At 66.0% G+C, this 22,452-nt stretch carries 22 protein-coding genes; 14 read left to right on the forward strand and 8 right to left on the reverse strand.

The window, feature by feature from the left end; genetic code table 11:
- Positions 1-35: 35 nt before the first annotated feature.
- The 3 genes from hyi to V6Z91_RS16675 form a co-directional block, all read right to left on the reverse strand.
- Positions 36-845 (reverse strand): hydroxypyruvate isomerase, encoded by an 810-nt coding sequence (hyi, locus tag V6Z91_RS16665; protein WP_338758766.1) that lies wholly within the window; start codon positions 843-845, stop codon positions 36-38.
- A gap of 117 nt (positions 846-962) precedes the next feature.
- Positions 963-2,369: a DEAD/DEAH box helicase gene (locus tag V6Z91_RS16670; RefSeq protein ID WP_338758767.1), complete on the reverse strand. Its 1,407-nt coding sequence runs from the start codon at positions 2,367-2,369 to the stop codon at positions 963-965.
- A 192-nt stretch (positions 2,370-2,561) separates the two neighbouring features.
- Positions 2,562-3,344, reverse strand: a complete 783-nt coding sequence (locus V6Z91_RS16675) for an inositol monophosphatase family protein (RefSeq protein WP_338771898.1) — start codon at positions 3,342-3,344, stop codon at positions 2,562-2,564.
- A 164-nt stretch (positions 3,345-3,508) separates the two neighbouring features.
- On the opposite strand from V6Z91_RS16675, the gene V6Z91_RS16680 reads away from it, so the two are divergent.
- The 6 genes from V6Z91_RS16680 (at position 3,509) to V6Z91_RS16705 (ending at position 10,834) form a co-directional block, all read left to right on the forward strand.
- Entirely contained in the window at positions 3,509-4,297 is a 789-nt protein-coding gene (locus V6Z91_RS16680) for an RNA methyltransferase (RefSeq protein WP_338758768.1), read from the forward strand.
- Between the two features lie 161 nt (positions 4,298-4,458).
- Complete coding sequence (locus V6Z91_RS16685) at positions 4,459-5,391, forward strand: alpha/beta fold hydrolase (protein WP_338758769.1); 933 nt, start codon at positions 4,459-4,461, stop codon at positions 5,389-5,391.
- Between the two features lie 165 nt (positions 5,392-5,556).
- A complete protein-coding gene (locus tag V6Z91_RS16690; protein WP_338758771.1) occupies positions 5,557-9,198 on the forward strand; it encodes an EAL domain-containing protein in 3,642 nt (1,213 codons plus the stop codon).
- A 12-nt stretch (positions 9,199-9,210) separates the two neighbouring features.
- Positions 9,211-9,477, forward strand: a complete 267-nt coding sequence (locus V6Z91_RS16695; protein WP_338758773.1) for a hypothetical protein — start codon at positions 9,211-9,213, stop codon at positions 9,475-9,477.
- 143 nt (positions 9,478-9,620) lie between these two features.
- On the forward strand, positions 9,621-10,289 hold the full coding sequence (locus V6Z91_RS16700) for a TetR/AcrR family transcriptional regulator (RefSeq protein ID WP_338758774.1): 669 nt from the start codon (positions 9,621-9,623) through the stop codon (positions 10,287-10,289).
- A complete protein-coding gene (locus V6Z91_RS16705) occupies positions 10,286-10,834 on the forward strand; it encodes a TIGR00730 family Rossman fold protein (protein WP_338758776.1) in 549 nt (182 codons plus the stop codon). The genes V6Z91_RS16700 and V6Z91_RS16705 overlap by 4 nt, the downstream gene beginning before the upstream one ends.
- 46 nt (positions 10,835-10,880) lie before the next feature.
- Here the strand turns inward: V6Z91_RS16705 and V6Z91_RS16710 are convergent, their stop codons facing one another.
- Positions 10,881-11,279, reverse strand: a complete 399-nt coding sequence (locus V6Z91_RS16710) for a VOC family protein (protein WP_338758778.1) — start codon at positions 11,277-11,279, stop codon at positions 10,881-10,883.
- A gap of 141 nt (positions 11,280-11,420) precedes the next feature.
- Here V6Z91_RS16710 and V6Z91_RS16715 point away from each other — a divergent pair, with 141 nt between their 5' ends.
- The 4 genes from V6Z91_RS16715 to V6Z91_RS16730 all read left to right on the forward strand — a co-directional run bounded on the left by V6Z91_RS16715 (position 11,421) and on the right by V6Z91_RS16730 (position 13,933).
- Positions 11,421-12,074 carry a MarR family winged helix-turn-helix transcriptional regulator gene (locus V6Z91_RS16715; protein ID WP_338758780.1) on the forward strand — a complete coding sequence of 218 codons (654 nt, stop codon included), beginning with the start codon at positions 11,421-11,423 and terminating at the stop codon, positions 12,072-12,074.
- A gap of 89 nt (positions 12,075-12,163) precedes the next feature.
- On the forward strand, positions 12,164-12,706 hold the full coding sequence (locus V6Z91_RS16720; RefSeq protein WP_338758781.1) for a peroxidase-related enzyme: 543 nt from the start codon (positions 12,164-12,166) through the stop codon (positions 12,704-12,706).
- Complete coding sequence (locus V6Z91_RS16725) at positions 12,706-13,236, forward strand: redoxin domain-containing protein (RefSeq protein ID WP_338758782.1); 531 nt, start codon at positions 12,706-12,708, stop codon at positions 13,234-13,236. The genes V6Z91_RS16720 and V6Z91_RS16725 overlap by 1 nt, the downstream gene beginning before the upstream one ends.
- 1 nt (position 13,237) lies before the next feature.
- Positions 13,238-13,933, forward strand: coding sequence for a glutamine amidotransferase (locus V6Z91_RS16730; RefSeq protein WP_338758783.1), 696 nt, complete (start codon positions 13,238-13,240; stop codon positions 13,931-13,933).
- Positions 13,934-14,014: 81 nt separating this feature from the next.
- Here V6Z91_RS16730 and V6Z91_RS16735 read toward each other — a convergent pair whose 3' ends face one another.
- Positions 14,015-14,656 carry a PEP-CTERM sorting domain-containing protein gene (locus tag V6Z91_RS16735; RefSeq protein ID WP_338758784.1) on the reverse strand — a complete coding sequence of 214 codons (642 nt, stop codon included), beginning with the start codon at positions 14,654-14,656 and terminating at the stop codon, positions 14,015-14,017.
- Positions 14,657-15,027: 371 nt separating this feature from the next.
- Here V6Z91_RS16735 and V6Z91_RS16740 point away from each other — a divergent pair, with 371 nt between their 5' ends.
- Positions 15,028-15,540, forward strand: coding sequence for a hypothetical protein (locus V6Z91_RS16740; RefSeq protein WP_338758785.1), 513 nt, complete (start codon positions 15,028-15,030; stop codon positions 15,538-15,540).
- Positions 15,541-15,585: 45 nt separating this feature from the next.
- On the opposite strand, the gene V6Z91_RS16745 is transcribed toward V6Z91_RS16740, so the two are convergent.
- Entirely contained in the window at positions 15,586-16,287 is a 702-nt protein-coding gene (locus V6Z91_RS16745; protein ID WP_338758786.1) for a hypothetical protein, read from the reverse strand.
- Between the two features lie 338 nt (positions 16,288-16,625).
- Here V6Z91_RS16745 and V6Z91_RS16750 point away from each other — a divergent pair, with 338 nt between their 5' ends.
- Positions 16,626-17,984 (forward strand): glycoside hydrolase family 27 protein, encoded by a 1,359-nt coding sequence (locus V6Z91_RS16750; protein ID WP_338758787.1) that lies wholly within the window; start codon positions 16,626-16,628, stop codon positions 17,982-17,984.
- 24 nt (positions 17,985-18,008) lie between these two features.
- Here the strand turns inward: V6Z91_RS16750 and V6Z91_RS16755 are convergent, their stop codons facing one another.
- The gene (locus V6Z91_RS16755) at positions 18,009-18,896 is read right to left on the reverse strand and encodes a tripartite tricarboxylate transporter substrate-binding protein (RefSeq protein WP_338771900.1); all 888 of its coding nucleotides are present in this window, start codon (positions 18,894-18,896) and stop codon (positions 18,009-18,011) included.
- Positions 18,897-19,022: 126 nt separating this feature from the next.
- Positions 19,023-20,084: a porin gene (locus V6Z91_RS16760; RefSeq protein ID WP_338758788.1), complete on the reverse strand. Its 1,062-nt coding sequence runs from the start codon at positions 20,082-20,084 to the stop codon at positions 19,023-19,025.
- Between the two features lie 157 nt (positions 20,085-20,241).
- On the opposite strand from V6Z91_RS16760, the gene V6Z91_RS16765 reads away from it, so the two are divergent.
- Together V6Z91_RS16765 and V6Z91_RS16770 are read left to right on the forward strand one after the other, a co-directional pair.
- Positions 20,242-20,931, forward strand: coding sequence for a response regulator (locus tag V6Z91_RS16765; protein WP_338758791.1), 690 nt, complete (start codon positions 20,242-20,244; stop codon positions 20,929-20,931).
- A gap of 13 nt (positions 20,932-20,944) precedes the next feature.
- A complete protein-coding gene (locus V6Z91_RS16770; protein WP_338758792.1) occupies positions 20,945-22,405 on the forward strand; it encodes a sensor histidine kinase N-terminal domain-containing protein in 1,461 nt (486 codons plus the stop codon).
- Positions 22,406-22,452 lie beyond the last annotated feature (47 nt).

Below are 22,452 nucleotides of genomic sequence, written 5' to 3' on the forward strand. Positions count from 1 at the left end.
CGCGGAACTTGAGGAAGCGCTGAAACGGGAATCGATCAGGCGGCCGGATTCAGCACTGCGGAAGGGGTGTGGCGTCGGCCACTGAGCCACTGCAGGCCTTCGACCGTGCCGTTGCGCGGCCGGTACTCGCAGCCGACCCAGCCTTCGTAACCCAGCTCGTCCAGCAACGCGAACAGGCCGGGGTAGTCGATCGTGCCGGTGCCGGGCTCGTGGCGGCCGGGCGCATCCGCCAGCTGCATGTGCGCGATATGCGGCATGGCCCGCCTGAGCATGGCTGGCACATCCTCGCCCATCATGTGCATGTGATAGATATCGGCCTGCAGCGCGACATGGCTGCTGTCGCAGGCGGCGATCACGTCCAGCGCCTGTTCGGTGCGGGACAGGAAATAGCCGGGCGTATCGATCGTGTTGAGCGGTTCGATGAGCAGCCGGATGCCGCGCGGGCCGCACAGGCGGGCCGCGTAGTCGATATTGAAAATGTAGATTTCACGGGCGCGGCGCAGGTCCATGCCCGCCGGCACGGCGCCGGCCAGGCAATGCAGCTGTTGCACTCCCAGCAGCGTGGCGTATTCCAGCGCGCGGCTCACGCTGTCGCGAAACTCGCGGTGGCGGCGCGGGTCGCAGGCCAGGCCGCGGTCGCCCGCCGCCCAGTTACCTGCTGGAAGATTATGCAACACCATGCGCAGGCCGTTGTCGTCCAGCCGGCGGCGGATCTCGGTGGCATCGTGGTCATAGGGGAACTGGCATTCGACGGCGTCGAAGCCCGCCGCACGCGCGGCGGCGAACCGGTCCAGGAACGGCAGTTCCGTAAACAGCAGGGTCAGGTTGGCGGCGAACTTGGGCATATGCGGCTATTGGTTTGGAAGCCACTATGGTAACAACTGCGGGCAGGGTTAGCAATTATGCACGATTTCCGATTCGATCGCCAGGGCGGTGGCTGGCAATCGAATCGTGTCGCCGGATCAGCGACCCCGGCCGCCGCCGGAACGGCCCGAGGCGTTGCCGGAAGGTCGCTGGCCGCCGCGGGAGGCGTCGCCGCGGGCGCTGCCCTGGGCCGGGCGGTTGCCGCTGGCGGCCCCCGCGCTGTTGCCGGGGCGCGACATATTCGGCTTGCCGCGGCCGCCACCATTGCCGCCACCATTGCCGCCACCGGAGCGCGGGTTGCGATGATGGCCCGTCCCGCTGCGCAGCTGGATCGGCTGCGGCTTCGCGGTCGGGTCCGGCTCGAAGCCGGGAATGACTTCGCGCGGCAGCGTCTGCTTGATGAGCTTTTCGATATCCTTCAGCATATCGTGCTCGTCCACGCACACCAGCGAGACGGCCTCGCCCTTGGCGCCGGCGCGGCCGGTGCGGCCGATCCGGTGCACATAGTCTTCCGGCACGTTTGGCAAATCGTAGTTGACCACGTGCGGCAACTGGTCGATGTCGATGCCGCGCGCGGCGATATCGGTTGCCACCAGCACCTGCAGCGTGTTGTCCTTGAACTCGGCCAGCGCGCGGGTGCGGGCCGACTGGCTCTTGTTGCCGTGGATCGCCATCGCCTTGATGCCATCGGCGGACAGCTGTTCCACCAGCTTGTTGGCGCCGTGCTTGGTGCGCGTGAAGACCAGCACCTGCGTCCACTTGTGCGTGCGGATCAGGTGCGACAGCATCGGGTGCTTCTTGTCGCGGTCCACCGGGTGGATCTTCTGGGCGATGATCTCCACGGTCGAATTGCGGCGCGCCACCTCGATCGTGGCAGGCTTGTCCAGCAGGCCGTCGGCCAGCGCCTTGATCTCGTCCGAGAACGTGGCCGAGAACAGCAGGTTCTGCCGCTTTGCCGGCAGCGCCGCCAGCACCTTGCGGATATCGCGGATGAAGCCCATGTCCAGCATGCGGTCCGCTTCGTCCAGGACCAGGATCTCGATCCTGTCCAGGTTCACGGTACCTTGCGACATGTGGTCGAGCAGGCGGCCCGGCGTGGCCACGAGGATGTCCACGCCATGCTTCAATTGCTTGATCTGCGGGTTGATCGACACGCCGCCGAAGATCACGGCCGAGTTGAGCTTCGTATATTTGCCGTAGCAGCGCACGCTTTCCTCGACCTGGGCCGCCAGCTCGCGCGTGGGCGTCAGGATCAGAGCGCGGATCGGGCGCGGCGAGGTGTTGTTGACGAGTTTCGCACCGAAGTCGTTGGTGGACAGGCGATGCAGCAGGGGCAGCGTGAAGCCGGCCGTTTTACCGGTGCCAGTCTGTGCGCCGGCCAGCAGGTCGCCGCCGTTCAGCACGGCGGGGATGGCTTGGGTCTGGATGGGCGTCGGCGCCGTGTAGCCGGCTTCGGTCACGGCACGGACGATCGCATCGGACAGACCGAGTTGAGTGAATGACATAGTTGCTCTGGAAGAAAATAGCCCCATGCCAGTCGGAGGCAGGGTAAATGTTCGGTCGCCGGACTGGTCGGCATTTCTTCCAGGAAGTATATCAGTATTCAGTGCAACGAAATTTCGCACTAGAAATAAATAGGCGTAAAAAAGGCCCGAAACGGGCCTTTTTTTGTATCAAAGCTACACCAAGGGTTGCTTCTAGGCAAACTCTGCCAGCAAACCAACCATTTGGCCGAACACACGCGGGCTGCCGGCGATCACGTGGCCGGTCTGCATGTAGTTCGATTCGCCATCGAATTCGCCGGCGATGCCGCCCGCCTCGGTCACCAGGAGCGTGCCGGCCGCGATATCCCAAGGTTGCAGGCTCTTCTCATAATAGCCGTCCAGGCGACCGCATGCCACGTAGGCCAGGTCCAGCGCGGCCGAACCGGCGCGGCGCACGCCATGACAACGCTCGGCCATGATGCCGTACATCTTCAGGTATTCATCGAGTGCCTTCGGGCTGCCGTTCTTGTAGCCGGTGCCCAGCAGTGCGCCGGAGATGCGGTCCAGCTTGCGCACGCGGATGCGCTTCTCGTTCAGGAAGGCGCCGGCGCCTTTCTCGGCCGTGAACAGCTCGTTGCGCACGGGGTCGTAGACGACGCCCAGCGTGATCACGCCGCGCTGCTGCAGCGCGATCGAGACCGCGTATTGCGGAAAACCGTGGATGAAGTTGGTGGTGCCGTCCAGCGGATCGATGATCCACACGAATTCGCTCTCGTCGTTCACATTGCCGGTGGTGCCGGATTCCTCGCCCAGGAAGGCGTGGGTGGGGTAGGCCTTCTGCAGCACCTCGATGACGGCTTCCTCGGCGGCGCGGTCCACGTCGGTGACGAAATCGTTCGGGTTCTTCTCGGCGAAGCTGACGCGGTCGAGGTCGAACGAAGCGCGGTTGATGACGGCGGCGGCGCGGCGCGCGGCCTTCACGGCCGTGTTGAGCATTGGATGCATGGCAATTCCGTAATAATGGACAGGCCGCCAGCGCGGCTCGGAGCGGCGCGCGGGGCGGTGGCTGTGTGAACAGGAGCGAATTAAAAGAGCGGGGCTGAACGGCGCCAACGCAGGGCGTTGTAAAATCTGCCGTTTCGCGAAAACCGCTATTCTAAATGATGCCGAAGGAAATCACACCGCCTCTTTTCAACCGTCTGCGCGTCATCCTTGTCGAGACGAGCCGGCCCGGGAACATCGGTTCCGTCGCCCGTGCGATGAAAACGATGGGTTTCTCGGAGCTCGTGCTCGTCAATCCGCGCGTCGAGGGCGCCCTGCAGCACGAGGAAGCGGTGGCGTTCGCCAGCGGCGCGCAGGACATCCTCGCCAGTGCGCGCATCGTGACCACGATGGCCGAGGCGCTGGACGGCATCAACCACGCCGCCGCCGTGTCGGCGCGCCTGCGCGAATTCTCGCCGCCGGTGCAGACGCCGCGCGAAGTGGCCCAGCACGTCGCGCTTGCGGCAAGCGCCGCCACGGGGCAGGATTTCTATCCTGCCCTGCTTTTCGGTAACGAGCGCTTCGGCCTCCCGAACGAGATCGTGGAGCGCTGCAATGTGCTGATCAACATTCCCGCCAACCCGGACTACTCGTCGCTGAACCTGGCCCAGGCGGCCCAGGTGCTGCTGTATGAATGCCGCATGGCGGCGCTGGGCGGCACGGGCATCGCCGCCGGGTCCGTGGGCTTTCATGGCGACGCAGCCAGCCAGGCGCAGATCGAGGGCATGTATGCGCACCTGGAACAGGCGCTCGTCGCGATCGGCTTCCTCGACGCCGACAATCCCCGCAAGCTGATGCCGCGCCTGAAACGGCTGTTCGCCCGCGCCGGGCTGGAGACGGAAGAGGTGAACATCCTGCGCGGCATCGCGCGGCAGATGATGGAAAAGGCGCGCAAGCCAGGGGAATGATCCCGCCGGCGGCGGCAGCGCGCGGCAGATGATGGAAGAGGCGCGCAAGCCGGGGGAATAATCCCGCCGGCGGCGGCAGCGCGCTGGTGTCGGACATCATTTTCTCCGAAAATGGTGTCCGACACCGGTTCTCCCCCGAAGCAAAGCATAGGAGAGTAACAATGGTAGTGCGCATCCTGCTGGCAATCATGGCAATCCAGGTCGCGGCCGCGCTGGCGATCTGGTACGCGGCCGCCCGCTACGTGCCGCTCGACCTGGCCCTGTTGCTGGCCGTGCTGGCCGTGGTGCTGGTGCGCGGCGCCATCAATGCCAACAACTTCAGGATGGCCCGCAAGTTCAGCTGCGAGGTTCCGGCCGAGCACCGGCTCGACCTGGCGGCGCGCCTGTGCCTGTTCTGTGGCGAATTCCGCGCTTCCATGCTCACCTCATCCTGGTTCATGCTGCGCCACCGGCCCGCGCCGTACTTCGCCCCCGAGGCGCGCGCACTGCCGGTGCTGCTGGTGCATGGCTATGGGTGCAACGGCGGCTTCTGGGCGCCGCTGCGCAAGCTGCTGCGGCGCGAGCGCATCAGCCACGATACCGTCGACCTGGAGCCGATGACGGCGCCGCTGGACGATTACGTGGCGCAGGTCGAGTGCGCCGTGCAGCGGCTGCTCGCCGCCACGGGCGCGCCGCGCGTGGTGATCGTCTGCCACAGCATGGGCGGCCTGGTCGCGCGCGCCTGGCTGCGCCGCCATGGCCCCATGCACGTGGCGCGCATCGTCACTATCGGCACCCCGCATCACGGTACCGGCCTGGCCTCGCTCGGCATCGGCGAGAATGCGCGGCAGATGCGGCAGGATGGGGAGTGGCTGGCGCAACTGGCCGCGGACGATGCGCCGCATCGTGAACTGATCACTTCCATCTGGTCATGGCATGACAATATCGTGGCCCCGCAGACGTCGTGCCGGTTGCCCGGCGCGAAGAACATCGCCTTCTCCGGCATCGGCCACGTGGCGCTGGGCAGCGATCCCCGCGTGCTGTGCCGCATCCTCGACGAAATACTCGCCGCCGGCACTTTGACGTGCCCGGAAACCGCCGCTACAATGCATTGACGTACGGCAACTTCTTTTCAGAAGATCAGCCGGCATGCCGGAAACATAACCGGCAGGGCGACGCGCCATCTGGCGTGCATCGCGTCCGTACGGAATAAGGGATACTGAAGGGACGGGGAGGGCTGACGCCCGGCAACGACAATTCATAATAAGGGGGAGGGAAACGTGTCTGCACGCATCCTCATCATCGAAGACAATCCCACCAACATGGAGCTGATGGTGTATCTGCTGCGCGCCTTCGGCTACACCCCGCTGACGGCGAGCGATGGCGAAGAAGGCGTGGCCGCGGCCCGTCGCGAGCAGCCGGACCTGATCATCTGCGATGTACACCTGCCGAAGCTGGACGGCTACGGCGTCGTCACCGCGCTGAAGGCCGAGCCCAGTACGCAGCGCATCCCGGCGCTGGCCGTGACGGCGCTGGCCATGGTGGGCGACCGCGAGCGCCTCCTGGCCGCGGGCTTCGACGGCTATATCGGCAAGCCGATCGAGCCGGACAGCTTCGTCACGCAAATCGAGTCTTTTTTACCAGGGGAGATGTCGCCCCAGAAGAATAACGACATCGCCACGATACTGATCGTCGACGATCACGTGTTGAACCGGCAGTTCCTGATGACGCTGCTGGGCTTTTCCGGCCATCGCCTGATGGAAGCGGCCAGCGGCATCGAGGCTTTGAAGCTGATGGAGCGCGAGCGGCCGGACCTGATCATCTCCGACATTCTCATGCCCAACATGGATGGCTACGAATTCGTGGCCCGCGTGCGCGAGAATCCGGAATCGGCCAATGTGCCGATCATCTTTTACACCGCCACCTACCGCGAGCGCGAGGCGGTCGCCGTGGCCCAGTCCGTGGGCGTGCGCTGGGTGCTCCCCAAGCCTTCCGACCCCGATGTGATCCTGGCCACCGTGCAGGAAGCGCTGGGCGTGCCGGTCGGCACGGCCGCCGTGACGGAATTCGCCGCGGAGCTTCCCGCCGGGCTTCCCGATCCAGCGCTGGAGGACACGAAGCTGGGCGGCATCGGCCACAAGATGGCCGAATACCTGGACGAGGTGGAATCGTCCAGCCAGGTCATTTCCGAGCTGGCCCGGCACGAGACGCCGGACGGCGAGGCCGAGCGGCTGCGTTCGATGACGCAGCGGCTGTCCAACAGCCTGTCCAGCCTGCAGGCCGTGAGCCTGCGGCTGACCGCGCTGATCGAATTGGGCATCGACCTGTCCGCCGAGCGCGAGCCGCAGGCGCTGGTCGACATCGGCTGCCGCGTCGCGCAGAACATCTGCGTGGCGAAATACGCGTGCATCGGCGTGTTGAGCAGCGAGGGCGACCGGCTCGCCTGGTTCAGCCATTGCGGCAATGCCGAACCGGCGCGCGTGCTGAGCGGCGATCCTGGTCCCGGGGTGCTCAAGCGCATCATGGAAGAGCGCAAGCCGATGCGCGAACGACACTTGCCCGGCCATCCGAGCCACCTTGGCCTGCCGGAAGAACACCCGCCCGTGCATTCCTTCCTGGGCGTGCCGATTGCCTCGAGCACCGGCGTGTACGGCTGGCTCTACCTGGCGGACAAGCTGGGCGACGAAGGCTTCAACGAAGTCGACGAGCGCATCGCCGTCACGGTCGCCGCGCAGATCGCCGTTTCCTACGAGAACCTGCGGCTGTACGAGGAAGTGCGCCGCAGCCACGCGCAACTGCAGCAGGACATGGATGCGCGCAACCGCCTGACCGAGGACCTGCGCCGCTTCCGCCTGGCCATGGATGCGACGGCGGACGCGATCTTCCTCGTGGACCGCGCCAATATGTGCTTCATCGACGTCAACGTGACGGCCTGCCGCATGCTCGGCTTCGCGCGCGAGGATTTCCTGCAGGTGGGCCAGGGCGAGACCGGCAGCGCGCCGATGCAGCTGGTCGACCTGTACGACAAGCTGCTGGCGGGCGACCAGGGCGGCGCCATGGCCGAGCTGATGCTGCACCGGCGCGACGGCTCCTTGCTCTCCGTCGAGGTGCAGCGCCGCACGCTGCGCTCGGAACAGAACTGGATCCTGGTGGCGGTGGCGCGCGACATCACCGAACGCAAGGAAGCGGAGCGCCGGCTGCTGAAGCTGGCGCACTTCGACACGCTGACGAACCTGCCGAACCGCAGCCAGCTGTATGAATCGCTGACCCACTCGCTGAAGCAGGCCGCCGAGCACCGCTGGGCGCTGGCCGTGCTGTTCCTCGACATGGACCGCTTCAAGAACATCAACGACACGCTGGGCCACACGATCGGCGACGAACTGCTCAAGCAGTTCTCCAGCCGCCTGGTCGATTGCCTGCGCGTGCGCGACACGATCGGCCGCTTCGGGGGCGACGAGTTCTGCGCGATCCTGATGCTGCCCGAAGGCATGCAGCAGGCGCTTCCCGTGGTGGAAAAGATCCGCGAGGCGATGCGTAAGCCGTTCGACCTGAAGGGCCACGAGGTGACGGTGACCGCTTCGATCGGTATCGCCGTCTATCCGGACGACGGGCACGACGCCGACACCCTGATCAAGTATGCCGACACGGCGATGTACCGCGCCAAGGAAGCGGGGCGCGACGCGTTCCGCTTCTTCACGGCCGAGATGAACGCCCAGTCGCTGGCGCGGCTGGACCTGGAAAACGCGCTGCGGCGCGCCATCGACAAGGGCGAGTTCGTGCTGCACTTCCAGCCCAAGATCGATATCGGCACGGGCCGCATCAGCGGCGCCGAGGCACTGATCCGCTGGAATCGCCCCGGCCATGGCATGGTCTCGCCCGGCCTGTTCGTGCCCTTGCTGGAGGAAACCGGGCTGATCGTGCGGGTGGGCACGTGGGTGATCCACGAGGCGTGCCGGCACATCGCGCACTGGCAGGCTTCCGGCGCGGGCGCGGTCCAGATTTCGGTCAACGTGTCGGGCATCCAGTTCTTCGTGGGCGGCTTGCAGGACGAGGTGCTGCGCGCGCTGCGCGAACACGATATTCCGCCCGAGCTCCTGGAACTGGAGCTCACGGAAAGCTCGCTGATGAGCAATGCCGAGGAAACCATCACGATGCTGCAGGACCTGAAGGAACTGGGCATCAAGATCTCGATCGACGACTTCGGCACCGGTTACTCGTCGCTGGCTTACCTGAAGCGCTTCCCGATCGACAAGCTGAAGATCGACATCGCCTTCGTGCGCGAGGTGACATCGAATCCGGACGATGCCGCGATCGTGCTGGCCATCATCAACATGGCGCACAGCATGAAGCTGAAGGTGATCGCGGAAGGCGTGGAAAAGGATGCGCAGCTGGCCTACCTGCGCCGCCACGACTGCGACGAGATGCAGGGCTACTATTTTTCGCGGCCGGTGCCGGCGGCCGACTTCGAGGCCATGCTGCGCGAGAAGCGCTACCTGCCGGCACCGGCCGACGAAACGCGCGACGACGGCAAGCCGACCTTGCTCATCGTCGACGACGACGCGTTCATGCTCGACGTGCTGTCCGACTTCCTGGCGCAGGACGGCTACCGCATCCTCACGGCGCAGACGGCGGCCGAAGGCTTCGACATCCTCGCGCGCCACAACGTGCAGGTGATCCTGTGCGACCAGTGCATGCCGTCGATGAGCGGAACGGAGTTCATGGAACGGGTGAAGAACCTGGCTCCGGACACGTTCCGCATCATGCTGTCGGCCTATGCGGACCTGACGCCGATCATGGCCGCGATCAACCAGGGCGCGATCGACCGCTTCTACACGAAGCCGTGGAAGGGGGCGGTGCTGCGCGAGAACATCCGCGAGGGCTTTCGCCTGTATTCGCAAGGCAGGAGGGCCCAGGCGGCATAGGGAGAACACATCATGGTGAAGAAACGCATCCAGGCGATCTGGCAGGCAGGCATCGACGACTTCGCGGCGCGCCGCGAGCGGGCGCAGGCGTTGCGGGCCGCCGTCGCCCACGAATCGGCGGCCTCGCCGAAGCGGCACGTGCCCGACCGCACCATGGAAGAGCAGGTGCGGCGCGCCGTCGTCGCGGCCACCGCGCCGCTGCGGCAGGAGGTGGAGTCGCTGAAGCAGGAAGTGGATGGGCTGCGGGCGCAGGTGGGGAAGCTCAAGAAAGGCAAGTAGGCGAGTGCATGGGAAAACCGGTGTCGTACACCTTTTCGCTGGGCGAAAAGGTGTACGACACCAGAACCTCGGGCGTTCGCGGCATTTCGCACGGTCGTTCCATCGGTGTTATGCTTCCGTCCAGAACAACAGTACCTTCGGCCATGTTACAGAAAGCTCCCAGAAGAACACGCGAACGCATCCAGGAATTGTCGCTGCGCCTGTTCAATGAATTCGGTGAACCGAACATCACCACCACGGTGATCGCCGAAGAGCTGAACATCTCGCCGGGGAACCTGTACTACCACTTCCGCAACAAGGATGACATCGTGAACTCGATCTTCGTCGAGTTCGAGCAGGAGATCGAGCGCATCCTGCACGTGCCGGCCGGCCGGCGCTCGAACATCGAGGACGTGTGGCAGTACCTGCACCTGATGTTCGAGCTGATCTGGCGCTACCGCTTCTTCTATCGCGACCTGAACGACCTGCTGTCGCGCAACCGCAAGCTGGAACTGCACTTCAAGCAGATCCTGGCGCACAAGATCAAGGTGGCCAAGCAGCTGTGCGAGGACTTGCGCAGCGAAGGCGCGCTGGAAGCGAACGACCTGAAGATCGATGCCATGGCCACCAATATGGTGGTGGTGGCCACGTACTGGCTGTCGTACGAATACGTGCGCAATCCCCGCAAGTACACCGAGCAGCAGTCGATGGCCGACGCGCTGGCACGCGGCTGTTACCAGGTGCTCATCCAGGTGGAACCCTACCTGCGCGGCGAAACGCTGGCGCGCTTCCAGAAACTGTCCGACGACTATCTCAAGAAACTGAACAAGTGAAATCCATCTGTGTGTACTGTGGCGCCAATGCGGGCGCCAGGCCGCTGTATGCGGAGCGCGCGCGTGCCTTGGCGGCCGCGCTGGTCGATGCGAACCTGTCGCTCGTCTACGGCGGCGGCAACGTGGGGCTGATGGGCGTGATCGCCGACGAAGTGCTGCGCCTGGGTGGCGAGGTCACGGGCGTGATCCCCACCGCCCTGGTCGAGCGCGAAGTGGGCCACACGGGCCTGACGCGGCAATTCATCGTCAAGGACATGCATGAGCGCAAGGCCATGATGGCGCAGCTGTCCGACGGCTTCATCGCCATGCCCGGCGGCCTCGGCACGCTGGAAGAGCTGTTCGAGATGCTGACGTGGGCCCAACTGGGCATCCACGACAAGCCCGTCGCGCTGTACAACGTGGATGGCTTCTACGACCGGCTGGTCGATTTCATCGGCCATGCGCGCGAGGAGGGCTTCATCCATCCACGCAATGCCGAGCGCATGCTGGTCGAGGAATCGCCGGCGGCGCTGGTGGCGCTGCTGAAGGGGCGGCGGGGCGCATGACGGTCGCGCCCCTGGCGGGTGCCCGAGCCCGCTACGGCCGGGAGCGTCATTCCTGAGGCGCCATCCACACGAATTCCCAGATATGGCCGTCCAGGTCCTCGAAGGCATGAGCGTACATGAAGCCGTGGTCCTGCGGCGGGCGCGGCGTGCGGCCGCCTGCCGCGATCGCCTTTGCCACGATGCCGTCGACTTCCTCGCGGGTCTCGCAACTGAGGCAGATGAGTACTCCGGTAGCCTCCTTCGCCTGGGCGACGGGCCGGTCGATGAACGTCTTGAAGTAGGCACGGGTGAGCAGCATCGCGTGGATGCTGCCCTCGGCGATGACCAGGCAGGCGGCATCGTCGTTGGTGAACTGAGCATTGAACGTATAGCCAAGCGCTTCGAAGAAGCGCTTGGACTTGTCGAGGTCGTTGACGGGCAGGTTGACGAATATTTGCTTGTTCATGGCATCCTCAGATCGTGAAAGGGTGGATAACGGGTCCGACATATCTACGACGAACGGTGATGAAGGAAATCGACAGGCTAGCCAAAACATAAATGCTTAGGAGTCCTTGACAAATCCGGGCTGCATGGTAATCTGCCGACCATGGACATCAAACCTGAAACCCCGTGGGACAGCACGCCGGACATCTCGGCGCGCATCGTCACCGCCATCGGCCGCATCGCGAGCGTGTTGCGGTCGGGGATGTGGGAGGTGTCCACGGAGGAGGGCTTGAATCCCGCGCAGGCCGAGATCCTGCAACTGCTGCAGGACCGTACCCGTGGCGTGCGGCTCGGGTGGCTGGCGAAGCAGCTGTCGATTTCGGCCGCCAGCGCCAGCGATTCGGTCGCCGCGCTCGTTGCGAAAGGGCTCGTGCGCAAGGCGAAGGCGGAGGATGACGGCCGCGCCACGGCGCTGCACCTGACGCCGCAAGGGCAGCAGGTTGCGGCCCGGCTCGGGCACGCCCTGTCGTTCGCCGACACGGCGGCGGCGCGGCTGCCTTCGGCCCAGCAGGTGCAGTTGCTGACCGGGTTGTTCAAGCTGATCGCCGAGCTGCAGAAGACCGACCGGTTTCCCGAGTTGCGTGCCTGCCTGTCGTGCCGGCACTTCGAAGTCAACAAGTATCCGGGCCAGCCGACGCCGCACCACTGCGCGCTGGTCAATGCGCCGCTGCCGATCTCGTTCCTGCGCATCGACTGCGCCGAGCATGAGCCGACCGATCTGGCGACGCAGCGGCGCAATTGGGAGATCTTCGGCTGACATTTTTTTGCCTGAAATATTTAGGAGTCCTACTTTAAACGGGTGACGTGGCCGCACCCTTCACCGGCCCGCAAGCAAAGGAGAACATCATGTCCCGTATCGAACTCGTGAATGTCTGCCAGGCTACCGGTGAAGCAGGCCCGCTGCTGCAACAGATCCATGGCGCCTTCGGCGTGGTGCCCAATATGTTCCGCGCGGTGGCCAATTCGCCGGCCGCCCTGCGCAGCATGTGGGGCTCGTTCGGCGCGCTGGGCGCCGGCACCCTCGGTGCCAAGCTGGGAGAGCAGATCGCCGTGGCCATCGCGGACCGCAACGATTGCTCGTACTGCCTGGCGGCCCACACGGCGCTTGGCCGCAAGGCCGGCGCCACCGCGCAGGAAATGGCGGCCGCCCAGGCGGGCGAGTCGGATGATCCGAAAACCGCGGCGGCCCTGCAGTTCGCGCTGGCCGTGGTGGAGAACCGTGCGCACGTGGACGATGCGGCGGTGGCGAACCTGCGCGCCGCGGGCTTCGATGACGGCGAGATCGTCGAGATCATGGCGCATGTGGCGCTGAACCTGTTCACCAATTACGTGAACGTGGCGTTCGATGTGCCGGTCGATTTTCCCGGCGTGAAACTGCGGGCGAAGTGATGGGCCCGACCTCGCATCCCGCTCCGGAATTCGAGGTCACGGCCTGGCTTAACGCGCCAGGCCCGGTGACCCTTGCATCGCTGCGAGGCAAGGTGACGGCCGTGTATGCCTTCCAGATGCTGTGTCCCGGCTGCGTGGCGCATGCCATCCCCCAGGCGAAGGAATTGGGCCGGCATTTCGGCACCGGTGAATTGGCCGTGCTTGGCCTGCACACGGTGTTCGAGCACCACGAGGCCATGAACGACGTGGCGCTGGCGGCGTTCATCCACGAGTACCGCATCGATTTCCCGGTCGGTATCGATCGGCCCGGCCGCGGGGGACCGGTGCCTGCCACGATGGAACGCTATGCCATGCGCGGCACGCCGACCTTGCTGCTGTTCGACCGTGCCGGTGTACTGCGTCACAGCCTGTTCGGTCACTTGCCCGACCTGCAGGTGGGCGCACTGATCGGCGGCCTGCTGGCCGAATCCGCCGAATCCTTGCAACCGGCCTGCGACATCGCGGGCTGCGCCATCCCTGGAAGGAGTTGACATGCAATGCATCGCCGTTCATCACATCGCTTTCGAAGACCTGGGCAGCTTCGCCGCGCCGCTGCGGGCACGCGGCTACCAGGTCGAGTATCGGCATGCAGGCATCGCGCCGCTGGCGCTGGAAGAATGGCTGCGTGCCGACCTGCTGGTAGTGCTGGGCGGGCCGATCGGCGCCGGCGATGTGGATGCCTATCCCTGGCTGCGCGAGGAGCTTGCCGGCCTGCGCGCCCGGCTGGAACGCAAGCTGCCCACGCTCGGCATCTGCCTCGGCGCGCAGTTGATCGCCACGGCGCTTGGTGGCAGCGTCGAGCGCCGGGCGGGCAACAAGGAAATCGGCTGGGGCGAGCTCGCGTTGCACGCGACGCCGGGCGCGCTTGAAGCACTGCGCGGCGTGCCCGTGCTGCACTGGCACGGCGATAACATCGTGCTGCCGTCGCACATCGACTCGCTGGCATCCACGCCAGGCACGCCGTGCCAGGCATTCGGTGTCGGCAGCCACACGCTTGGCTTGCAGTTCCACACGGAGTTCGCCGGCGGGCAACTGGAAGCCTGGCTGAGCGGGCATGCTGTCGAACTGGCGCATGCGGGCGTGGACCTGCATCGGCTGCGGGCCGACACCGCACGATACGCGGTTGGATTGGAACGGGCGGGCATGGCGCTGCTGGAACGCTGGCTCGATGGAGTGCGGTCAGCCTGACGATTCAACGGTGGGCTGGCGGTCCGGAAACCGCCAGCCGGCGCACGCCGCAAGTACTCGCGGCGTGCGTGCTCGACCTGCTTACTTGTTTGCTTGTTTGCGGCGGCGTGCCACTACCGAGATCACGCCCAGACCAGCGAGCAGCATGCCGATCGTTTCCGGTTCCGGCACCGGTGGAGCGACACTGCCGGGAAGGACCTGCACGTTCACGACATCGAAGCCTGGGGAGGCGCCGAGACTGTCCAGGCCCACGATCTTGATGGCACGGACCGGATCGGTGAAGCCGATCGAAGCGAGATCGAACGCCGTCGTTTCATCATCCGCCGCAACGCCGAGCAGGACGAAATTGATCGTATCCGAACTGACGTAGACGTTCGCGCGCTCGCCGCTGGCGCCGGTCTCCTGGATGAAGATATCGTCTCCAACGCCGTCGATCGCGGTTTCGTCCGTGAACCCCACGGTGACGTACGAACCGGTTGGAAGCGACAGGAAATCGCCATAGCCGATCGAGCCTGGTTCGCTGCCCAATACCACGTCGGTGGTCACCGGGCTGTATCCCGTGAAGGCCCCGATGCCACCGTACGGGCCAGCGATAGGGCCCGCGCCGCTATCGTGGTAATCGAGGACGACGTCGGCGTAGCCGACTTCGGCGTGGGCTTGCAGGCTGAATGCTGCCGAGGCCATGGCCAGGGCGGTGATGACGAACTTGCGTAACACTGACATGCGGTTTTCCTTTGAATAGTTGGGAAACGCCGTATAGCAGAGTTCGTGCCAGCTTTTTAAATACCTGTTTTCATTAGGGTCTGATAAATAGCGATCTGAAAGTTGTAAAAAAATCCGACGGTGGCGCATGGGGCATGAGATTCGGCATCGTCATACCGGTGCGGCGGTAGAGGAAGCGCTGCTTGGTATCCGCACACGCTTCGCATACCATGGCGTCCTCTTTACTGTTGACAATGGGTGTGAGCCGCCGGCCGGCACGGCACCCGATGCGAAAACCAATGCGTATGTTCCGAAACCGCTTTCGTCGCCATTTGACCGCCGTCGCCGGCTTGATCGTTGCCTCGAGTGCACAAGCAGCAGGCCCTGATCTGTTGAGCCGCGAAGTGTGCAAGGAAGCCGTGCCGCAGGTGGCGAAGGCGCTCGCCGGCGTGCTCGAGCCGGTGCGGCGCCACGGGCACTGCATGTCCGGCGACTTCAACGGCGACGGCAGGCCCGATGTGCTGATGGTCGTGAAGGTGTTGACCGCAGGCGCGCCGGCGGGGGCCAACATCAAGGCCATTTACCCGTTCCACGACAAGGAGGGTGGCAAGGGGCGCTTGCAGTTCCTCGCCCTGCATTCCACGGCGGCCAGCAAACCGGCCGACTGGCTGCGCTACGACAGGCTGCTGCTCGACGGTGCTTCGCCGATCCTGGTGCTGCGTCATCCGGAGATGGCGTCGGACATGGAGCGCGTCTCCCAGCGCTCGAGCGAGGTGGCCGAGTTGCAGGTGCCGCGCCGCCAGATGCGCGGGGAGGCCGTGTTGCTGGGAACGGAAGCGGTATCGGCGATCCTTTACTGGAACGGCAAGACTTACGTCTTTCACGAAGATCCGGCGGGGCCCTGACAGCAAGGCAATGCGGAGCCGATAGAGCCCGCAGGCGCGAACGCATCAGCGCAAGTCGTCAGCGCAATAGTAGATGGTTCCCGCCACCGGCACGCTTGCTTCCAGCGCCCGCAGGTTCGCCTCCATGCCGGTCTTGGCGACGCTGACAGCCCCCCGGGCCGGTTCCTTCAGCAGCACGATGTGGTCGAAGTCCGGCCTGCTGTCGATCAGCTTCACCATGAACGGTCCGACCGGCAGGTAGTGCGAAGCGCTGGCCACCGACAGCGAGGGATCGAGCGGGCGGAAAAGCACGACCCCTTCGACCGCCAGCCGCGCGCTCCGGTGCCGCACCGTGCCACCCTGTTCGAAATGGCCTTCCACGATATCGGCGGAGAATCCTTCGAGCGGCTGCGATGCGCCGGGAGCCAGGCGCCGCAGGGCGAAGCGTTCCGGATCGAGCGTCCACAGCGCGGTGCCGCCATCCAGGCGTGATCGCACCTGGCGGTCCAGATCGGGGTCGACGATGCGCACGCGCAGCACCACCTGTGCGTCATGCGGGATGTGGAACATCGGCAGGTGTGATGCGTAAAGACCGTCCTTCCCGCCGAACAGCACCATTCCATGCACGCCGAAGCTGTCGTCCGCGGCACGGGACCAGGGCGACATCGACAGCAGGAGCATGCCCAGGCAGGCGGCGATCAGTCGGAACAGCGCTACTTGCCAGCGGTGATCGTGCCGGCCCATCCGGTAGCCATTGATGAGATACATGGTGCTTGGGAGTGAGCGAAAGATGACGCATGGTAGCGCGCTATCGCTTTCTCAGGAAGCAAACAATTTTCACGACGAATGTCCGGTCTGGAAAATGGACCTGTCCGGCTTGCGTATCGTCGATCCCGCCCTGTTACCCGATCGCTGTGCCGCGCCGAGCGGATGCCGTTTTCGGTATCGGTCTCGCGAATATCTTGATCGCAGAAGCAGCCAAGGAGCGCGGATTGTCGAGTTATCATCGATATCGCCCGATGCAGGAGGAGACAACCGCTCGGCACGATGACAACACGGACCCGCCCCGCCGTCGATGCGGCAGTCTATCCAATTCCAGGCACAGCATGAACCCACACCGCAGAAACCTGCTTACCGCATCCGTCCTCGCCGGCCTGGCCGGCGTGGCACCTTCGATCGCCGGCGCAGCCGTCACGGCACCGCAGCGCAAGGAATTGGCGCCCAGGCCGCCGATGGGCTGGAACAGCTGGAACTCCTTCGCCACCACGATCACCGAGGCGCAGGCGCTGGAAAACGCCCGCATCATGGCCGACAAGCTGCTGCCGTCGGGCTACGACGTGTTCACCGTCGATATCCAGTGGTACGAGCCGAACGCCAACAGCTATGAATACCGCAAGGGCGCGGAGCTGACGATGGACGAATACGGCCGCCTGCTGCCGGCACCCAACCGCTTTCCCACCGCGGCGAACGGTGGCGGCTTCAAGGCGCTGGCCGACGAGGTGCACAGGCTGGGCATGAAGTTCGGCATCCACGTCATGCGCGGCATTCCGCGACAGGCGGTGCGGGCGAACACCCCGGTGCTGGGCACGCGATACCGCGCGCAGGACATCGCCAACACCGCTTCCGTCTGCGCGTGGAATCCCGACATGTACGGCGTGGACATGAAGAAGCCGGGCGCGCAGGCCTACTACGATTCGATCTTCGCCATGTACGCCTCGTGGGGCGTGGATTTCGTGAAGATGGACGATATGTCGCGCCCCTACGAGGCCAACTGGCCGGAGATCGAGGCGGCGCACAAGGCGATCGCGAAGACCGGGCGCGCGATCACGCTCAGCCTGTCGCCTGGCGAGACGGACCTGAAGTGGGCGCTGCACGTGCCGCACTACGCGCAGATGTGGCGCATCTCCGACGATTTCTGGGACGAATGGAAGCTGCTGCACGAGCAGTTCCAGCGGCTGGAAAACTGGAATCCGCACATGGGCGCGAATAGCTGGCCGGATGCCGACATGCTGCCGCTGGGCCGCCTGGCGCTCGGCGAGCGCGACACCAAATTCACGCCCGACGAGCAGCAGACCCTGATGACGCTGTGGTCGATCGCCCGTTCGCCCCTGATCATGGGCGGCGACCTGCGCCACCTGGACGCGCGCACGCTGGCGCTGCTGACCAATCCGGAGGTGCTGGCCGTGAACCAGCGCAGCACCGCGAACCGGCCGCACCGGGCCGACGCCGGTACGCGCATCTGGAGCGCGCGCCCGGCCGGCAAGGACAATGTGCATTTCCTCGCGCTGTTCAACACGGGCGACAGCGCGACGGAACTGGTGTTCGACCTGTCGCGCCTGAACCTGGGCGGGCGGCAGGTGAAGTGCCGCGACCTGTGGGCGCGGCGCGACCTGGCACCGGTGACGGGCAGCGTGCGGCAGGCGCTGGCGCCGCATGCTTCGGTGTTGTTGCAGCTGACCGCGTAAATTACGTAACCCGCGTGACCCGCGTCAGCGCTCCCGCAACAGCTCGAACTGCCTGGCCTGCCGGCTGTAGGTATCGACGGTACGGCGGATATACGCGGTCAGCGCATCGCCGGTCAGCGACAGCGGATAGAGCCCGGCCTGGGTGCGCATCTGCGCGAAGCCGGGCGTCGTCTCCATGCCGTCGAAGGCGGCCACCCAGCGCCGGTAATCCGCCTCGGGCACGTCCGGCCCCATCCACACGCCGCGGATCACGGGCCATACCACGTCGTAGCCCTGTTCGCGCGCGGTGGGCACGTTCGCCAGCTTGCCGGGCAGGCGTTTCTCCGCCAGCACGGCCAGCACGCGCACCTTGCCCGGGCCCGCGTACAGCAGAGCCTCGGACGTGTCGCCCGACACGGCCTGCACGTGATTCGCCTGCATCGCCACGAATTGTTCGCCGCCGCCTTCCAGTGCCACGAAGCGCAGCTTGCGCGGGTCGATGCCGGCCAGTCGCGCCAGCAGCGCCATCTTGATCCAGTCCTGGCTGCCCACGGTGCCGGACATGCCGATCAGCACCTTGCGCGGATCGCGCCGCAGCGCCGCGATCAGGTCGCCCAGCGTGCGGTACGGCGAGTCCGACGGCACGGCCACCATGCCGTAGTCGGCGCCAAAGGCGGCCACCCAGCGCACGTCGTCCACATGGGCCTTGCCGAACTTGCCCAGCGCCAGGTTCAGCACGGACCCGCTGGAAAACGTGACGAGCGTGTCCGGCTCGCCGCGGCGTTGCGAGACGAGGGTGTGCCATGCCACCGCGCCCACGCCGCCCGGCAGGTAGCTGAGCTTCAGGCGCGGTGCGCCCGGATTGTCCTGCAGGGCCTTTTGCGCCAGCTTGCAGGTCAGGTCCATCGCGCCGCCGGGTTTCGACGGGATCATGCACTCGGCTTCGCGCGGCTGGGCAGCCGGCAGGCCGGGCGTGGCCAGCAGCAGGGCGGAAAACAGGAGGGGCAGGTGCTTCATATGCCCATGATAACCCTAGTCAAGAATGGGCTAACAGCGGCCTTAGAAGCGGTGCTGGATGCCGGCCGTGATGCCCGTCTGCGTGGTGCCGGCGCCCGGGTCATCCCGCGACAGGCCGACCAGCTGGCCATTGTCGGCCTTGGCGTGGGCTGCGGACAGGTACAGGTCCGTGCGCTTGGACAGGGCCAGCATCGCGCGCGCCACGAACATGGTCGGGTCGGCATCCTGGCCGGCCGGCAGCTTGCGCGTGTCGATGTGGTACACCGCGCCGGTCAGGGTCACGTCGCCGATCACGCGCGTGATGCCGCCCCAGTACGTATTGCCGCGCAGCTCGGCGCCGGCCGGGTCGCCCGGCTGCAGCTTGTAGCCGCGCATGCCCGCGACATAGCGCCAGTCGCCGGTCTTGTAGTCGGCGCCCAGGTGGCAGGCCGTGGTCCTGTCGCGCCGGATGGCGGGAGCGGCCGTGTTGCCGTTGATCCGTTCGCAGGCGGCCATCAGGCCCAGGTCGCCGCCGAACCACATGCCGCCGACGGCGATCTTGCGGCCGTCGTCCGAGTTCCCGGAGCGTTCGCCCAGCCCGATCGAGGCGCCATAGGTGAACCCGCCCGTCTTGCCGGTGTACTTGATCATGTTGTCGAACGCGGTCGTCATGCCGTACTTCGACGGGCCCGTGGCGCCGCCCGTCGTCGCCCACGAATAGTTCGGCGCGAAGCCCAGCGGGTCGAACTTGATCACCAGGTCATACGTGGTCGAAAACGAGCGGCCCGCCACCAGGCGGCCATATTTGCCGTCCAGGCCCACGTAGGCCTGGCGCTTGAATAGCGCGCCGTCGGCGCCGCCCGTATCCATCAGGATGCCGCCTTCCAGGTTGTACACGGCCTTCAGGCCGCCGCCCAGGTCTTCGCTGCCGCGGATGCCCCAGCGCGAGGTGTTCTTGCCGCCCGAGATCACGCGGGCCAGGTTGCCGCCGTCTTCCGTGGCATGGTTGACGTATTCCACGCCGGCGTCGAGCAGGCCGTAGAGCTGCACACTGCTTTGCGCCTGGGCGGCATGATTCAGGGAAAGCGCGGCCAGGACGGCGAGCGCGAGGATCGACTGCTTCATATTGTCTCCGGGATTGTCATCGTTATGTGCCGCCTCGGGCGGCTTTTGCCGGACTATATGCGCGCCCAGCTTTCAATTCGCTTTCAGAGCCCGGCAGCCGTCACGCGGGCCGGGGCCGGCCTTTCCGCCGCGCCGCGTTTGCGCTTACACTGGCGCGATGAGAATCCTGTTAGTCGAAGACCATGTCGAGCTGTCGCACTGGGTGTCCAAGGCGCTGCGCGACGCCAACCTCACCGTCGAATGCGCCGCCAACGGCGCCGATGCCGACACGCTGCTGCACACCCAGGACTACGCGCTGGTGATCCTGGACCTGACCCTGCCGCGCATGGATGGGCTGGACGTGCTGCGCCGCCTGCGCGCCCGCGGCGGCAGCCGCGGCGGCACGCCGGTGCTGATCCTCACCGCGCGCGGCAATCTCGAAGACCGGGTGCAGGGCTTGAACGAGGGCGCCGACGACTACCTGGCCAAGCCGTTCGAGCTGGCCGAGCTGGAGGCGCGCGTGAAGGCGCTGCTGCGCCGGCGCAGCGGCAACGAGGCGCTGGTGCACCGCTGCGGGCAGCTGAGCTTCGACACCATTTCGCGCATGTTTTCCTATTGCGGCGAACCGCTGGCGCTCACGCCGCGCGAGCACGCGGTACTCGAGGCGCTGATATCCCGGCCGGGCCGCGCACTGTCGAAGGAAAAGCTGTTCCAGGAAGTGTTCGCGCTGGAGGACGACGTCAACATCGACGCCATCGAGCTGTACGTCCACCGCATTCGCAAGAAGCTGGAACGCCGGCCGGACGGCGGCGCCGCCATCGTCACGCTGCGCGGCATCGGCTACCTGATGCAGGAAAAACCGGCCTGACGCCGGCGCCGCCATGCGCTGGCTTGCCGCCTTGCTCCATCCCGCCACCGCCCCGCTGGGCAGCCTGCGCAACCAGCTGCTGCGCTGGCTGATCCTCCCGCTCGTGGCGCTCGTGGCGCTGAACGCCGTGTCCGTGTACCGCGATGCGCTGGAAACGGCGGACATCGCCTACGACCGCTCGCTGCTGTCGTCCACGCGTGCGCTGGCCGAGCGGGTCACGGTGCGCGGCGGCAAGGTGGTGGCCAACGTGCCGTACGTGGCGCTGGACAGCTTCGAGACCGACACCCTGGGCCGCATCTATTACAAGGTCACCGGGCTGCGGGGCGAAACCGTGTCCGGCTACGACGACCTGCCGGCGGTGCCTCCCGAGGTGCCGCGCTCGGACCTGTACCCGGCGCTGGTGCGCTTCTACCATGCCGATTACAACGGCGAGCCGGTGCGCATCGCGGCCCTGCTGCAACCGGTGTTCGACGACACGATGCGCGGTATCGCCCTGATCCAGGTGGGCGAAACCCTCGACGCGCGCCGCGCCCTGTCGCGCCGCATCCTCTTCAATACGCTGCTGCGCCAGGCGCTGATGGTGCTGGCGGTCGCCACGCTGGTGTGGTTCGCCGTGCGCCTCGTGCTGCGCCCGCTGATGCGGCTGAAGAACGAGGTCGAGACGCGGCCCCTGTCCGACCTGTCCAACATCGACCAGGCGCTCGTGCACAGGGAGGTGCGGCCCCTGGTGGCGGCCATGAACGGCACCATGGCGCGCATGCAGGACCTGATCGCCAGCCAGCGCCGCTTCATCGCCGACGCGTCGCACCAGTTGCGCACGCCGCTGGCGGTACTCAAGACGCAGGCCGAGCTGGCCCTGCGCGAAGACAACCAGGAGGCGATGCGCGCGATCGTGCGCTCGATCGCCGGTACCACCGACTCCACCATCCACCTCGCCAACCGGCTGCTCACGCTGGCGCGCATCGAGCATGGCGGCGGCAGCGCGCAGGGCGGTCCCGTTTCGCTCGCCGCCGTGGCGGCCCAGGTCGGGCTGGAACTGGCCGTGCCGGCCGTGCAGAAAGGGATCGACCTGGCGCTGGAGGCGGAGGAGGGCAGCGACACCACCGTAGCCGGGCAGGAATTGCTGCTGCACGAACTGGTGTCGAACCTGGTCGACAATGCCATCCGCTACACGCCGGCGGGCGGCAGCGTGGTGGTGCGGGTGGCCCGGCAGGAGGCCGGCGTGCTGCTCGAGGTGGCCGACAGCGGCCCCGGCATCCCGCCCGAGGAGCACGGCAAGGTGCTGATGCCGTTCTACCGCGCGCAGGCCACGCTGGAAGCCAATCCCGGCGGCACCGGCCTGGGCCTGGCCATCGTGCGCGACATCGCCGAGCTGCACGGCGCCGCGCCGGCACTCGACCGGAGCGCCGCCGGGGGGCTGAAAGTGACCGTGCTGTTTCCCACATCAAAAGCCGCTCCATTGAAAGCCAGCTGAAAGCCAGGCGGGCTTATAGTCGGCGCCAGCAAGCCACCATAACGCCG

It is taken from the genome of Massilia sp. METH4, assembly GCF_037094685.1.
GTDB lineage: Bacteria > Pseudomonadota > Gammaproteobacteria > Burkholderiales > Burkholderiaceae_D > Rugamonas.

Excerpts from the sequence above, each read along its gene's own strand:
- hyi (WP_338758766.1), bottom strand. The coding sequence starts at position 845 with ATGCCCAAGTTCGCCGCCAACCTGACCCTGCTGTTTACGGAACTGCCG.
- V6Z91_RS16670 (WP_338758767.1), bottom strand. The coding sequence starts at position 2,369 with ATGTCATTCACTCAACTCGGTCTGTCCGATGCGATCGTCCGTGCCGTG.
- V6Z91_RS16675 (WP_338771898.1), bottom strand. The coding sequence starts at position 3,344 with ATGCTCAACACGGCCGTGAAGGCCGCGCGCCGCGCCGCCGCCGTCATC.
- V6Z91_RS16680 (WP_338758768.1), top strand. The coding sequence starts at position 3,509 with ATGATGCCGAAGGAAATCACACCGCCTCTTTTCAACCGTCTGCGCGTC.
- V6Z91_RS16685 (WP_338758769.1), top strand. The coding sequence starts at position 4,459 with ATGGTAGTGCGCATCCTGCTGGCAATCATGGCAATCCAGGTCGCGGCC.
- V6Z91_RS16695 (WP_338758773.1), top strand. The coding sequence starts at position 9,211 with ATGGTGAAGAAACGCATCCAGGCGATCTGGCAGGCAGGCATCGACGAC.
- V6Z91_RS16700 (WP_338758774.1), top strand. The coding sequence starts at position 9,621 with ATGTTACAGAAAGCTCCCAGAAGAACACGCGAACGCATCCAGGAATTG.
- V6Z91_RS16710 (WP_338758778.1), bottom strand. The coding sequence starts at position 11,279 with ATGAACAAGCAAATATTCGTCAACCTGCCCGTCAACGACCTCGACAAG.
- V6Z91_RS16715 (WP_338758780.1), top strand. The coding sequence starts at position 11,421 with ATGGACATCAAACCTGAAACCCCGTGGGACAGCACGCCGGACATCTCG.
- V6Z91_RS16720 (WP_338758781.1), top strand. The coding sequence starts at position 12,164 with ATGTCCCGTATCGAACTCGTGAATGTCTGCCAGGCTACCGGTGAAGCA.
- V6Z91_RS16725 (WP_338758782.1), top strand. The coding sequence starts at position 12,706 with ATGGGCCCGACCTCGCATCCCGCTCCGGAATTCGAGGTCACGGCCTGG.
- V6Z91_RS16730 (WP_338758783.1), top strand. The coding sequence starts at position 13,238 with ATGCAATGCATCGCCGTTCATCACATCGCTTTCGAAGACCTGGGCAGC.
- V6Z91_RS16735 (WP_338758784.1), bottom strand. The coding sequence starts at position 14,656 with ATGTCAGTGTTACGCAAGTTCGTCATCACCGCCCTGGCCATGGCCTCG.
- V6Z91_RS16745 (WP_338758786.1), bottom strand. The coding sequence starts at position 16,287 with ATGTATCTCATCAATGGCTACCGGATGGGCCGGCACGATCACCGCTGG.
- V6Z91_RS16750 (WP_338758787.1), top strand. The coding sequence starts at position 16,626 with ATGAACCCACACCGCAGAAACCTGCTTACCGCATCCGTCCTCGCCGGC.
- V6Z91_RS16755 (WP_338771900.1), bottom strand. The coding sequence starts at position 18,896 with ATGATCCCGTCGAAACCCGGCGGCGCGATGGACCTGACCTGCAAGCTG.
- V6Z91_RS16760 (WP_338758788.1), bottom strand. The coding sequence starts at position 20,084 with ATGAAGCAGTCGATCCTCGCGCTCGCCGTCCTGGCCGCGCTTTCCCTG.
- V6Z91_RS16765 (WP_338758791.1), top strand. The coding sequence starts at position 20,242 with ATGAGAATCCTGTTAGTCGAAGACCATGTCGAGCTGTCGCACTGGGTG.
- V6Z91_RS16770 (WP_338758792.1), top strand. The coding sequence starts at position 20,945 with ATGCGCTGGCTTGCCGCCTTGCTCCATCCCGCCACCGCCCCGCTGGGC.